Below are 13629 nucleotides of genomic sequence, written 5' to 3' on the forward strand. Positions count from 1 at the left end.
CCCGGGACCAGCGGCGGCCCACACGCCGGCCACCAGACGTGAGAGAGACCCAGATGAGCGAGCGACCCACCGACCGCAGCGACGACGGCGCCCCCGTGGCGGCGACGTACGACGTCGTCGCGGTGCAGGACAAGTGGCGCAAGGTCTGGGACGACCTCGACCCGTTCCGCGCCGGCTCCGCGGCCCCCGGCGCCGAGAAGCGCTACGCGCTGACGATGTTCCCCTACCCCTCGGGCGACCTGCACATGGGCCACGCCGAGGTGATGGCGCTGCACGACGTCGTCGCGCGCTACTGGTGGCAGCGCGGGCACGACGTGCTCAACCCGATCGGCTGGGACTCCTTCGGCCTGCCCGCCGAGAACGCCGCGATCAAGCGCGACGAGAACCCGGCCGTCTTCACCTACGCCAACATCGAGACCCAGGCCGAGTCGTTCAAGCGCTACGCGATCAGCTTCGACTGGTCGCGCCGGCTCAACACCTCCGACCCCGAGTACTACCGCTGGACCCAGTGGCTGTTCCTGAAGTTCCGCGAGCGGGGCCTGGCCTACCGCAAGTTCTCGCCGGTCAACTGGTGCCCCAACGACCAGACCGTGCTGGCCAACGAGCAGGTCGTCAACGGGGCCTGCGAGCGCTGCGGCGCCGTGGTCACCAAGCGCGAGCTGTCGCAGTGGTACTTCAAGATCACCGACTACGCCCAGCGCCTGCTCGACGACATGGAGCCGCTGGAGGCCACCTGGCCCTCCAAGGTGCTGGCGATGCAGCGCAACTGGATCGGCCGCTCCGAGGGTGCGCACGTCGACTTCGACATCACCCTGGCCTCGGGGGAGACCCGCACCGTCACGGTCTTCACCACCCGCCCCGACACCCTGCACGGCGCGACCTTCATGGTGGTGGCCGCCGACGCCAAGCTGGCCGCCGAGATCGTCGCGCCCGAGCGCGCCGAGTCGCTGACGGCGTACGTCGACGAGGTGCGCCGCTCCTCCGACATCGACCGCCTGGCCACCGACCGGCCCAAGACCGGCGTCGACCTGGGCGTCACCGCCACCAACCCGGTGACCGGCGAGCAGATCGCGGTGTGGGCGGCCGACTACGTGCTGGCCGACTACGGCACCGGCGCGATCATGGCGGTGCCGGCCCACGACCAGCGCGACCTCGACTTCGCCAAGCAGTTCGGGCTGCCGGTGCGCCGCGTCGTCGACACCGGCGAGCCGAACCCGGAGGAGACCTACGAGGCCACCACCGGCGACGGCACCTACGTCAACAGCGGCCCGCTCGACGGGCTGGGCGACAAGGCCGCCGGCATCGCGCGCATCATCGAGCAGCTGGAGGAGCGCGGCACCGGCACCGGCACCGTCAACTTCCGCCTGCGCGACTGGCTGCTGAGCCGCCAGCGCTACTGGGGCGCGCCGATCCCGATCATCCACTGCGAGGCGTGCGGCGAGGTGCCGGTGCCCGAGGACCAGCTGCCCGTCGAGCTGCCCGACCTCAAGGGCTCCGACCTCAAGCCCAAGGGCGTCTCGCCGCTGGCCGCGGCCGAGGACTGGGTCAACGTCGCCTGCCCGACCTGCGGTGGCGCGGCGAAGCGCGACTCCGACACGATGGACACCTTCGTCGACTCGTCGTGGTACTTCTTCCGCTACTGCTCCCCGCAGTTCACCGACGGCCCGTTCGACCCGCAGGCGGTGCGCGACTGGATGCCCGCCGCGCAGTACGTCGGCGGCGTCGAGCACGCGATCCTGCACCTGCTCTACAGCCGCTTCTTCACCAAGGTGCTGCACGACATGGGCATGATCGACTTCACCGAGCCCTTCAGCGCGCTGCTCAACCAGGGCGAGGTCATCAACGAGGGCCGCGGCATGTCGAAGTCGCTGGGCAACGGTGTCGACCTGGGCGAGATGATCGACGCGTTCGGCGTCGACGCGATCCGCCTGACCATGGTCTTCGCCGGGCCGCCCGAGGCCGACATCGACTGGGCCGACATGTCGCCCGGCGGGTCGCTGAAGTTCCTGCAGCGCGCCTGGCGCCTCTCCGGCGACGTCACCAGCGAGCCGGGCACCGCCCCGGCCGACGGCGACACCGCGCTGCGCCAGGCCGTGCACCGCACCGTCGCGGAGGCCACCGAGCTGGTCGAGACCCAGCGCTTCAACGTGCTGGTCGCGCGCACCATGGAGCTGGTCAACACCACCCGCAAGGCCATCGACTCGGGCCCGGGCGGCGCCGACCCGGCGGTGCGCGAGGCCGTGGAGGCGGTGGCGATCCTGCTGTCGCTGGTCGCGCCGTACGTCGCTGAGGAGATGTGGGAGCGCCTGGGCCACGAGCCCACCGTCGCCCGCGCCGGCTGGCCCGTGGTCGACGAGTCGCTGCTGGTGCAGGAGACCGTCACCGCGGTGGTGCAGGTCAAGGGCAAGGTCAAGGCACGTCTCGAGGTCTCCCCGGAGATCTCCGAGGCCGACCTCGAGCAGCTGGCGATGGCCGACGCCGACGTGCAGCGCGCCCTCGACGGGGCGGTCGTGCGCAAGGTCGTCGTGCGCGCGCCCAAGCTGGTCAACATCGTCGTCTGACAGGGTGACGGCGTGAGCAAGCCCGCAGCCGGCGAGGGGCCGGTCGTCGTCGTCACCGACTCCACCGCGAGCCTGCCCCCGCAGGCGGTGGCCGAGCACGGACTGGTCGTCGTGCCGCTGCAGGTGGTGATCGGCGCCCAGGTGCTCGACGAGGGCTCCAAGGGCGCGACGCCCGACCGGGTCGCGCAGGCGCTGCGCGAGTACACCCCGGTCTCGACCTCGCGGCCCTCGCCGGCGGTGATGCTCGAGGCCTACGAGAAGGCCCACGCCGCGGGCGCGAGCGCGGTCGTGTCGGTGCACCTGTCGGGCGAGATGAGCGGCACCTACGAGTCCGCCCAGCTCGCAGCGCGCGAGGCGCCGCTGCCGGTCGTCTGCGTCGACACCCGCCAGGTCGGCATCGGCACCGGGTACGCCGCCCTGGCCGCCGCGCGCGTCGCTGCCGCCGGCGGCTCGGCCCAGGAGGCCGCCGACGCCGCGCGGGCGCGCGCCGAGGCCACCGCCTCGCTGTTCTACGTCGACACCCTCGAGTACCTGCGCCGCGGCGGGCGCATCGGCGCGGCCGCGGCGCTGCTCGGGGGTGCGCTGGCGGTCAAGCCGCTGCTGCGCATCGACGACGGGCGGGTCGACTCCCTGGAGCGGGTGCGCACCTCCGCCCGGGCGCTGGCCCGGCTCGAGGAGCTGGCCGTCGAGGCGGCCGGCGAGACCCAGGTCGACGTCTACGTCGCCCACCTGGCCAACCCCGAGCGCGCCGAGGTGCTCGCCGACCACCTCCGCGAGCGGCTCGCCGACCAGCTCGGCGGCCGCGAGCTGTGGTGCGGCGAGCTCGGCGCGGTCCTGGGCGCCCACGTCGGCCCCGGCATGATCGCCGTCTGCGTCGCCCCCCTCCACCCCTGACCGCCGCTGCTCGACCAACGGCGGTGGTCGTTGGTCGAGCAGTGACGAGCGCCAGCGAGGAACGTTGCCGAGACTGGGTGAGTGGCGTGCTCGCCGTACGTCATGGGCTCGCTGGGTCTCGGCGTCGCTCGAGCCTTCGGTCCTCGCTGCTCGACCAACGGCCGTCGTTGGTCGAGCAGTGACGAGCGCCAGCGAGGAACGTCGCCGAGACCGGGTGCGTGACCGCTCGCCGTACGCCGTGTGCTCGCTGGGTCTCGGCGTCGCTCGAGCCTTCGGCCCTCGCTGCTCGACCGACGGCCTGCCCTCGCTGCTCGACCTACGGGGCCACGTGGTGTCCACAGGGTGCGTCGAGCAGGTGGTCGTCCACAGGCTCGCGTCCGGTGGTCGTTGCGGCGGTGGAGGGCTTCCTAGGTTGCCTGCATGCGCAGTCGACGACCCAGCCCCGAGCACCAGGAAGCCGTGGCTCGCCGCCTGGCCCAGCTCAGCGCCGAGCTGGAGGCCGTGCGGCCGGCACCGGCCCCGCCGCTGCAGCAGGAGGAGCCCGAGCCGGACGCCGACGACGACTGGTGGGCGCCGCACACCCGCATCCGGCCGCTCGCCGGTCCGCCGGCGCCCCCGCCGGCCCCGCCCGCCCCGGCTGCTCCCGGCCCGGTCCCGGGGATGGTCCCGGTGCCCGGGCGCCACGCCTCCCGCCGTGCGCGGCCACGACCCGAGCTGCTGGGCGCCGCCCACGACCTGGTGCCGCCCACCCTGCGCGGCCGGGCGCTGCTGTCGTCGGCGCACCTGGGCGTCGTCGCGCTGCTGGTCGCCGCCGGGCTGGCCGTGACGTCGTGGTGGGTGGTGCGCTCCGACCCCGAGCCGAGCGGCCCGCGGCTCGAGACCGTCGCCGAGGTGGAGACGCCGCTCGTCGACCTGGTGCCGCCCGAGCCGGCAGCGGCACCGGCAGCTGTCGGCGCGGCCGGCGCCCCGGAGCCGGGGACCGAGGTGACCGTCGACGTGGCCGGCAAGGTCCGCCGGCCGGGCATCGCCGTGCTGCCGGCGGGCTCGCGGGTCGTCGACGCGCTCGAGGCCGCCGGCGGTGCCCGCCCCGGAGTCGACCTGATGGGCCTCAACCTCGCGAGACTGCTGGTCGACGGCGAGCAGGTGCTCGTCGGGGTGCCCGGTGCCGCTGCGCCGGTGACGCCGGGGGGCACCCCTGTGCCACCGAGCTCACCGGGCGCGGCCCTGGTCGACCTCAACACCGCCGACCAGGCCCTGCTCGAGACGCTGCCGCAGGTCGGTCCGGTGACCGCGGGGGCGATCCTGGCCTGGCGCACCGAGCACGGCGCCTTCTCCGCGGTCGAGGAGCTGCTCGAGGTCGACGGCATCGGCGAGGCCACCCTCGCCCAGCTCGCACCCCTCGTGACGGTGTGAGCCTCGCGCGGTCCGCCGACACCGCTGGGCCCGCCGGGCCCCCCGAGCCCGCCGAACCCGCCGAGCCCGCACGGGCCACCGCCGACCTCCGGATGACGCTGGTGGGCGCGGCCGCGTGGACGGGCGGGCTGGTCGGCGCCCTCGCCCCCGCCGCGTGGCTCGCGGCGGTCGCCGCCTGCGGTGGCCTGGGGGTGGCGGCGCTCCGGGCGCGAGGCCGGCGGGGCGCGGCGCTCACCGGCGCGCTGCTGCTGCTCGTCCTGCTCGCGGTGGGGCTGAGCACCTCGCTGCGCCACGACCAGGTGGGCGGCGGGCCGCTGGCCGACCTCGCCGAGCAGCGGGCCGTGGTGCGGGTGCTGGCCACCGTCACCGCCGATCCCCGCCCGCTCCAGGGCCCGTACGCCGACGGCGTGTGGCTGCGGGTCACCGTGCGCGAGGTCGAGGGTCGGGGCAGCGCCCACACGCTGCGCGCGCCGGTGCTCGTGCTGGCCCCACCGGAGTGGGCCGGCGCGGCCCTGGGCTCCACCGTGTTGGCCGAGGGGCGCCTGGGCCCCGCCGACGGCGACGACCTGGCCGCCGTCCTCGACGCCACCGGCGCCCCGCAGGTGCGCGACCCGCCGGACCTGTGGTGGCGCGGTGCCGGCGCGGTGCGCGAGTCGCTGCGCGACTCGGTCGCGCACCGGCCCGCCCCCGAGCGGGTGCTGGTGCCCGCGCTGGTCGACGGCGACGACGTGGGGCTGGACCCCGCGGTGGCCGACGACTTCCGGGCCACCGGGCTGACCCATCTCCTCGCCGTCAGCGGCACCAACCTGACCCTCGTGGTGGGCAGCCTGCTGTGGTTGGCGCGGGGCGCCGGCGTGCGGGGCCGGTGGCTGCTCCTGGTGGGCGCGGGCGGCATCGTCGGGTTCGTGCTGCTGGCCCGCACCGAGCCCAGCGTGCTGCGCGCCGCGGTGATGGGATCGGTGGCGCTGGTCGCCCTGGGCACCGACGGGGCCCGACGCGGGCCCCGGACCCTCGGTGTCGCGGTGACCGGCCTGCTGCTCGTCCAGCCCGGGCTGGCGGTCTCGGTCGGCTTCGCCCTCTCGGTGCTGGCCACCGCCGGCATCATGCTGCTGGCGCCGGGCTGGCGCGACGCGCTGGCCCGTTGGATGCCGCGCTGGCTGGCCGAGGCGGTGGCGGTGCCCGCGGCCGCGCAGCTGGCCTGCACCCCGGTGGTCGCGGGCATCTCGGGCCAGGTCAGCCTCGTCGCGGTCGCCGCCAACCTGCTGGCCGCCCCCGTGGTGGGCCCGGCCACCGTGGTCGGGCTGGCCGGGGGACTGGTGGGCCTGCTCGCGCCACCCGTGGGCCGGCTGCTGGGCACCGTGGCCACCTGGTGCGTGGGCTGGATCGTGGCGGTGGCCGAGCGCGGGGCGGGCCTGCCCGCGGCCGCGGTCGACTGGGGCACCGGCGTCGTCCCCCTCGCGGTGCTCACCGCGCTGAGCCTGCTGCTGGCGGTGCTGGCGCCGCGGCTGCTGGCGCGCCCGCTGCCGACGATCCTGCTGTGCGCGGTGACCGGCGTGGTCGTGGTGGTGCGGCCGGCGGCGGCCTTCGCGCCGTCGGGCTGGCTGGTGGTGGTCTGCGACGTGGGCCAGGGCGACGCGGTGGTGCTGCGCGCCGGCGCGGCCAGCGCCGTGGTCGTCGACGTCGGCCCCGACCCGGTCGCGGTCGACACCTGCCTCTCCGACCTGGGCGTCGAGCACGTGCCCCTCGTGGTGCTGACCCACTTCCACGCCGACCACGTCGACGGCCTCGCCGGGGTGCTCGAGGGCCGTCAGATCGACCGCGTCGTCACCAGCCCCCTGCTCGACCCGCCCGACGCGGTGGCGGCGGTCGGCGAGCTGGCCGGTGCCGCGGGCGCGGAGGTCGGCGTGGCGTCGTACGCCGCCACCGAGCGCGTGGGGGAGGTGGCCCTGCAGTCCCTCGCCCCCGTCGACAGCACCCCGCGCGGCGGGCCCGGCGACGGCAGCACCGCCAACGACCAGAGCGTGGTGCTGCTCGCCGAGGTCGGCGGGGTGCGGGTGCTGCTGCCCGGCGACCTCGAGCCGCCCGGGCAGGCGGCACTGGCCCGGGCGCTGCCCGACCTGGCGGTCGACGTGCTCAAGGTGCCCCACCACGGCAGCCGGCACCAGGACCTCGACCTGCTCACCGGGCTGGGTGCCGAGCTGGCGCTGGTGCCGGTCGGCGCCGACAACGACTACGGGCACCCCGACGCCGGTCTGCTCACGGACCTCGAGGCCGCCGGGGCGCGGGTGCTGCGCACCGACACCGACGGCCCGCTCGCGGTGGTGGTGCGCGACGGCGAGGCGGTGGGGCTCACCCGCGACTGAGCCGCCCGTGCCCCGGGCGGCGGTGTCGGCGGGCTGTGGCAGGCTTGCGCGCACCATGCCAGCCGCCCGCTCCGCCCCCCGCGCCCCCTCCGCCGCCGACGTGCTGGGCCGCGTCACGCTCGTGACGGGCAAGGAGGAGTTCTTCGGCGAGCGCACCGTCGGCGCCGTGCGCAGCGCCGTGCGCGCCCACGACGCCGAGGCCGAGCTCTCCGAGGCCGCGGCCGCCGAGCTGAGCCTGGCCACCCTCGGCGAGATGTCGGCGCCGTCGCTGTTCTCCAGCACCCGCTGCGTGGTGGTGCGCAAGCTCGAGGACCTGCCCGAGGAGTCGGTGGCCGGCCTGCTGGGCTACTGCGCGGCCCCGGCCGAGGACGTCGCGCTGGTGCTCGTGCACAGCGGCGGGCAGAAGGGCAGCGGCGTGCTCACCAAGCTGCGCAAGCTCGGCCCGGTCACCGAGGTCAAGTCCGCCGAGCTCAAGGCCTCCGAGTACCCCTCGTTCGTCATCAACGAGGCTCGCAGCCTGGGCGCGCGGATGGACCAGCAGGCCGCCACCACGCTGGTCCAGGCCGTGGGGCAGGACCTGCGCTCGCTCTCGGCCGCCGCCCACCAGCTGACCAACGACTTCCCCGGCGAGACGCTCACGGAGGAGCGGGTCAAGCGCTACTTCGGCGGCCGGGCCGAGGCCAAGTCCTTCGCGGTCGCCGACGCCGCCTTCTCGGGGCGGCGACTCGAGGCCCTCGAGGAGCTGCGCTGGGCGCTCGACGGCGGCACTCCCGCGGTGCTCATCACCTCCGCCTTCGCCGGCGGGGTGCGCGGGCTGGCGCGCTTCAAGGGCGCCCGCTCGCGCAGCGAGCCCGACCTGGCCCGCGAGATCGGCGTCCCGCCGTGGAAGGTCCGCTCGGTGCGCGACCAGGCCCGGGGCTGGTCGAGCGCGGCGCTGGGCGAGGCGGTGCGCGCGGTGGCCCGCGCCGACGCCGACATCAAGGGCGCCGCGAGCGACGCGTCGTACACCCTGGAGCGCCTCGTGCTCACCGTCACCGAGCTGCGCGAGCGCTGACCCGGCCCGGATCTCGCGCTGACCCGTCCCGGATCGACGGGTCCGGAAATGCCGACGACCCGCCCGACGAGGTCGGGCGGGTCGGCTCAGGACCAGACGGTCTCCGCGCTGGGCGGAGACGCGGAATCAGAGAGCAGCGGCCTTCTTGGCGATCGCGGACTTGCGGTTCGCGGCCTGGTTCTTGTGGATGACGCCCTTGGAGGCGGCCTTGTCGAGCTTCTTGGCGGCGTCGCGACCGGCGACCAGCGCGGTCTCCTTGTCGCCGGCGTCGGCGGCAGCGCGGAACTTGCGCACAGCGGACTTGAGGTTCGTCTTGACCGCCTTGTTGCGCTCGTGACGCTTCTCGTTCTGCTTGTTGCGCTTGATCTGGGACTTGATGTTCGCCACGGGCAATGCCTTTGCTGGTGTTGAGAACGAATGGTCTGGTGCTGAGTCGGGGCGCGGAGGGGCACACAGGCGCCACACACGCGACATCGGAGATTATCAGCGGCGCACGAGCCCGCCCAAATCCTCCGACCCCGTCGCGGTGCCGACGCGGGGTGCCGGGCCGGGCCACCACCCGCGCCGCTGGCCGAGCCAGGCCCAGCATGCCTCACCCTGGCGGCGCTGGGCCAGCCGCAGGTACGGCGACCAGGCGGGCGAGCGGCCCTGCGCCGAGGCCAGGAAGTACGCCGCTGTCGCGGCCAGCACCGTGTCGACGCGCTCGGCCGGGGCGGTGGCGAGCAGCGGGGTGCGCCGCAGCACCGCCTCGACGTCCACGCCGTCGGAGCGCGGCCCGACCAGGGCCCACAGGCTGTCGAGCCACGGGGCGCCCAGGGCCGGCCACGCCCACCCGCACAGCAGCATCCGGCCGTCGTCGGCCAGCAGCAGGTTGTCGTCGGTGACGTCGCCGTGCACCAGGGCCCCGCCGGCCACGGCAGCGGGGAGCTCGCGGGCCAGCGCCTCGGCCTCGCGCACGTGGGCCGGGTCGAGGTCGGGCCGCGTCGAGGCGACCTCGGCCCAGCGGCCCGGCCAGTCGGCGAGGTCCTCCGCGACGTCGGTCAGGTCGACGCCGGCGGCCGCGGGGGAGACGGCCAGGTCGACCAGCGTGGCGAGCACCGCAGCGAGGTCGTCGTCGTGCCAGGGGCGCGCCGGCGCGCGGGCGGCCACGGCCTCGAGGCCCACCACCACCCAGTCGTCGGCGCGGTGGCGCCGCCCCGGCTCGGTGCCGTGGCTCCACGACAGTCGCGGCGCCGGCAGCGAGCCCGCGTCGAGCGCGGCCAGCGAGGCCGCCTCGGCGGCGTACGTCAGGGCGGAGGAGCGTTGGGCGGTCACCGACGCCGCCTTCACGTAGTGCCGCGAGCCGTCGGCGCCGTGCAGCACCGAGGCGAAGCCGGGCGTGTAGCCGCCGGTCACCGAACGGGCCTCGACCACGGCGGTGCCGCAGCGCTGCTCGACGAGCCGCCGCACGTGCGGCGGCAGGTGCACCCACTCCAGGCGGCGCGCGGTCAGCCCGTGGGGCAGGTCCTCCAGCGGCGGGTGCACCGGCCCATCGTGCGCCAGCGCGCGCCCCCGCGGTGCCGCGACACCCCGGGAGGCGCCAGGAGGACGGCGCGACCTCACCCGCCGGGACCTTCCGCGGGCGACGCGCACGCGGGAGCGTGGGCCGCATGACCACCGTCGCGGAGCTGATCATCGAGGCCGTCGCCGACCACGGCACCACCGAGGTCTGGGGTGTCGTGGGCGACGCCCTCAACCCCGTGACCGACGCCATCCGCCGCGAGGAGCGGCTGCGCTGGATGGGCGTGCGCCACGAGGAGGTCGCCGCCTTCGCCGCGGGCGCCCAGGCCCAGCTGACCGGTCGGCTGGGGGTCTGCATGGGCACCGTCGGGCCGGGCGCGATCCACCTGCTCAACGGCCTGTACGACGCCAAGAAGTCGCACGCGCCGGTGCTGGCGATCTGCGGGCAGGTGCCCCGGGCCGAGATCGGCAGCGACTTCTTCCAGGAGGTCGACAACGACGTCCTCTTCGCCGACGTGTCGGTCTTCACCGCCACCGTCACCGACCCCTCGCAGCTGCCCACCCTGCTCGAGCAGGCCGGCAACGCCGCGCTGCAGCAGGGCGGGGTCGCGGTGCTGACGGTCCCCGGCGACGTCGGCGAGCTCGAGGTCGCCAAGGACACCGCCGTGCCGCGCTTCGTCGCCGATCTCGCCACCGCCGCCCCGACGCCCGACTCGGTGCGCGCCGCCGCCGACGCGGTCGCCGCGGCCGAGCGGGTCACGCTGCTGGTCGGCCAGGGCGCGGCCGGTGCCCGCGACGAGGTGCTCGAGCTGGCCGAGCGGCTGGCCGCGCCGATGGTGGTGGCCCTGAAGGGCAAGGAGGCCTTCGACCACGACAACCCCTACGAGGTCGGGCAGTCCGGCCTGCTCGGCAACCCCGCGGCCACGCTGGCCCTCGAGACCTGCGACCTGCTGCTGATGGTCGGCACCGACTTCCCCTACAAGGAGTTCTACCCCTCGGGGCCCACCGTGGTGCAGGTCGACCGCGACGGCACCCACATCGGGCGGCGGCACCCGGTCGACCACGCCGTGGTCGGCGACGCCGGGCTCGCGGTCGGCGCGCTGCTGCCGCACCTGGAGCGCCGCGAGGACCGGGGCCACCTCGACCGCGCCCGCTCGGCGTACGAGACCTGGCAGGACCTGCAGCAGCACTACGTCGACCCGGCCTACGAGAAGAAGCCCACCGGCTTCCTGCGTCGCAAGGTCGACAACCCCGAGCGCAGGATCCGTCCCGAGCTCCTCGCCGGGCTCCTCGACCGCCACGCGGCGCCCGACGCCGTCTTCACCGCCGACACCGGGATGGCCACGACCTGGCTCTCGCGCTTCGTGCGCATCGACCGCGACCGTCGCCTGCTGGGCTCCTTCAACCTGGGCTCGATGGCCAACGCGATGCCCCAGGCCCTGGGTGCCCAGGCGCTCGACCACGACCGCCAGGTCGTCGCCCTGTGCGGCGACGGCGGCCTGACGATGCTCATGGGCGACCTGATCACCGCGGTCAGCCACGACCTGCCGGTCAAGCTGGTCGTCTTCGACAACGGGCGCCTGGGCATGGTCAAGCTCGAGATGGAGCAGGTCGGCATGGCCGAGTTCGGCACCGTGCTGCACAACCCCGACCTCGCGGCGGTGGCCGAGGCGGTCGGGATGAGGGGCATCCGGGTCGAGGACCCGCACGACCTCGATGACGCCGTACGCCGCGCGCTCGCGCACGACGGCCCGGTGCTGCTCGACGTGGTCACCAACCCCGACGAGATCGCGGTGCCCTCGAAGCCGACCCTCGAGCAGGGCTGGGGCTTCGCCATCGCCAAGGCCAAGGAGATGGTGGTCAGCCCGGAGTAGGACCCGCCCCCGGGAGGCGGGCCTTCGACCGCACCCGTGGGAGGATGGCCGCGCCCGTGCCCCGTCGTCCGAGAGATCCCTGAGACCCCGTGCCTGCCGTTCCCCCGAAGTCCTGGCCCGTCCCCGGGCAGACCGACCCGTCGACGCTGCGCAACTTCTGCATCATCGCCCACATCGACCACGGCAAGTCGACGCTGGCCGACCGGATGCTGCAGCTGACCGGCGTGGTCGACGCGCGGGCGGCGCGGGCGCAGTACCTGGACCGGATGGACATCGAGCGCGAGCGCGGCATCACCATCAAGAGCCAGGCCGTGCGGATGCCGTGGGGCGTCGAGGACGGCAACGACGAGGGCGCCGAGGCCGGCACCTACGTGCTGAACATGATCGACACGCCCGGCCACGTCGACTTCACCTACGAGGTCTCCCGCTCGCTCGAGGCCTGCGAGACCGCGGTGCTGCTGGTCGACGCGGCCCAGGGCATCGAGGCCCAGACGCTGGCCAACCTCTACCTGGCGATGGGCGCCGACCTGCACATCATCCCGGTGCTCAACAAGATCGACCTGCCCAGCGCCAACCCCGACAAGTACGCCGCCGAGCTCGCCGGCCTGGTGGGCTGCGAGCCCGAGGACGTGCTGCGCGTCAGCGCCAAGACCGGCTTCGGCGTGGAGGCGCTGCTCAACGAGATCGTCAAGCAGACCCCGCCGCCGGTCGGCGCGGCCGACAAGCCGGCCCGCGCGCTGATCTTCGACTCCGTCTACGACACCTACCGCGGTGTCATCACCTACGTGCGCGTCATCGACGGCAAGCTCAACCACCGCGACCGCATCAAGATGATGTCGACCAACGCCACCCACGAGATGCTCGAGGTCGGCGTGATCAGCCCCGAGCAGGTCAAGGCCGGCGAGCTCGGCGTCGGCGAGGTCGGCTACCTGATCACCGGCGTCAAGGACGTGCGCCAGTCGCGGGTCGGTGACACCGTCACCACCCAGCACAACGGCGCCACCGAGATGCTCGGCGGCTACAAGCACCCCAACCCGATGGTCTACGCGGGGCTCTACCCGATCGACGGCGACCAGTTCGGCGACCTGCGCGAGGCGCTGGAGAAGCTGCAGCTCAACGACGCGGCGCTGACCTTCGAGCCGGAGACCTCCGGCGCCCTCGGCTTCGGCTTCCGCATCGGCTTCCTGGGCCTGCTGCACATGGAGATCACCCGCGACCGCCTCGAGCGCGAGTTCGACCTCGACCTGATCTCCACCGCCCCCAACGTCGTCTACGACGTGGTGATGGAGGACGGTTCCGAGTTCGCGGTCACCAACCCCAGCGAGTTCCCCGAGGGCAAGATCGCCGAGGTCCGCGAGCCGGTCGTCAAGGCCACGATCCTGAGCCCGAGCGACCACATCGGCGCGATCATGGAGCTGTGCCAGACCAAGCGCGGCCAGCTCGGCGGCATGGACTACCTCTCCGAGGACCGCGTCGAGATGCGCTACACGCTGCCGATGGGCGAGATCGTCTTCGACTTCTTCGACCAGCTGAAGTCGAAGACCAAGGGCTACGCCTCGCTCGACTACGAGCGCTCCGGTGAGCAGGCCGCCGACCTGGTCAAGGTCGACATCCTGCTGCAGGGCGAGCCGGTCGACGCGTTCTCGGCGATCGTGCACCGCGACAGCGCCTACTCCTACGGCGTGATGATGGCCGGCAAGCTCAAGGACCTGATCCCGCGCCAGCAGTTCGAGGTGCCGATCCAGGCCGCCATCGGCGCCCGGGTGATCGCCCGCGAGAACATCCGCGCGATCCGCAAGGACGTGCTGGCCAAGTGCTACGGCGGCGACATCAGCCGCAAGCGCAAGCTGCTGGAGAAGCAGAAGGAGGGCAAGAAGCGGATGAAGATGGTCGGTCGCGTCGAGGTCCCCCAGGAGGCCTTCGTGGCCGCGCTCTCCAACGCGCCGGCCCCGGAGAAGACCAAGAAGTAG

General features: G+C 74.3%; 9 protein-coding genes. 7 read left to right on the top strand and 2 right to left on the bottom strand.

The genetic code is table 11. The features are described 5' to 3' along the window. Nucleotides 1–53 precede the first annotated feature (53 nt). From leuS to holA, 5 genes are all read left to right on the top strand, one after another. Entirely contained in the window at nt 54–2561 is a 2508-nt protein-coding gene (leuS, locus tag JOE61_RS18805; protein ID WP_193667423.1) for a leucine--tRNA ligase, read from the top strand. Between the two features lie 12 nt (nt 2562–2573). Beyond that, entirely contained in the window at nt 2574–3455 is an 882-nt protein-coding gene (locus JOE61_RS18810; protein WP_193667422.1) for a DegV family protein, read from the top strand. Between the two features lie 420 nt (nt 3456–3875). Next, nucleotides 3876–4868, top strand: a complete 993-nt coding sequence (locus tag JOE61_RS21870; protein WP_227491272.1) for a ComEA family DNA-binding protein — start codon at nt 3876–3878, stop codon at nt 4866–4868. Next, a complete protein-coding gene (locus tag JOE61_RS18820) occupies nt 4865–7231 on the top strand; it encodes a ComEC/Rec2 family competence protein (RefSeq protein ID WP_307823101.1) in 2367 nt (788 codons plus the stop codon). The genes JOE61_RS21870 and JOE61_RS18820 overlap by 4 nt, the downstream gene beginning before the upstream one ends. Before the next feature lie 55 nt (nt 7232–7286). Next, nucleotides 7287–8285, top strand: a complete 999-nt coding sequence (gene holA, locus JOE61_RS18825) for a DNA polymerase III subunit delta (protein WP_193667421.1) — start codon at nt 7287–7289, stop codon at nt 8283–8285. Nucleotides 8286–8411: 126 nt separating this feature from the next. Here holA and rpsT read toward each other — a convergent pair whose 3' ends face one another. Next, nucleotides 8412–8672 carry a 30S ribosomal protein S20 gene (gene rpsT, locus JOE61_RS18830; RefSeq protein WP_193667420.1) on the bottom strand — a complete coding sequence of 87 codons (261 nt, stop codon included), beginning with the start codon at nt 8670–8672 and terminating at the stop codon, nt 8412–8414. Between the two features lie 96 nt (nt 8673–8768). Continuing rightward, nucleotides 8769–9809, bottom strand: a complete 1041-nt coding sequence (locus tag JOE61_RS18835) for a phosphotransferase family protein (protein WP_193667419.1) — start codon at nt 9807–9809, stop codon at nt 8769–8771. 125 nt (nt 9810–9934) lie between these two features. Between JOE61_RS18835 and JOE61_RS18840 the strand changes: the two genes are divergently transcribed. Together JOE61_RS18840 and lepA are read left to right on the top strand one after the other, a co-directional pair. After that, nucleotides 9935–11659: a thiamine pyrophosphate-dependent enzyme gene (locus JOE61_RS18840; protein ID WP_193667418.1), complete on the top strand. Its 1725-nt coding sequence runs from the start codon at nt 9935–9937 to the stop codon at nt 11657–11659. Nucleotides 11660–11748: 89 nt separating this feature from the next. Next, entirely contained in the window at nt 11749–13629 is a 1881-nt protein-coding gene (gene lepA, locus JOE61_RS18845) for a translation elongation factor 4 (protein ID WP_193667417.1), read from the top strand.

The organism is Nocardioides salarius (assembly GCF_016907435.1).
Lineage (GTDB): Bacteria > Actinomycetota > Actinomycetes > Propionibacteriales > Nocardioidaceae > Nocardioides > Nocardioides salarius.

What these genes read in the sequence shown, in the direction of transcription:
- leuS (WP_193667423.1), top strand. Translation starts at nt 54, where the DNA reads ATGAGCGAGCGACCCACCGACCGCAGCGACGACGGCGCCCCCGTGGCG.
- JOE61_RS21870 (WP_227491272.1), top strand. Translation starts at nt 3,876, where the DNA reads ATGCGCAGTCGACGACCCAGCCCCGAGCACCAGGAAGCCGTGGCTCGC.
- holA (WP_193667421.1), top strand. Translation starts at nt 7,287, where the DNA reads ATGCCAGCCGCCCGCTCCGCCCCCCGCGCCCCCTCCGCCGCCGACGTG.
- JOE61_RS18840 (WP_193667418.1), top strand. Translation starts at nt 9,935, where the DNA reads ATGACCACCGTCGCGGAGCTGATCATCGAGGCCGTCGCCGACCACGGC.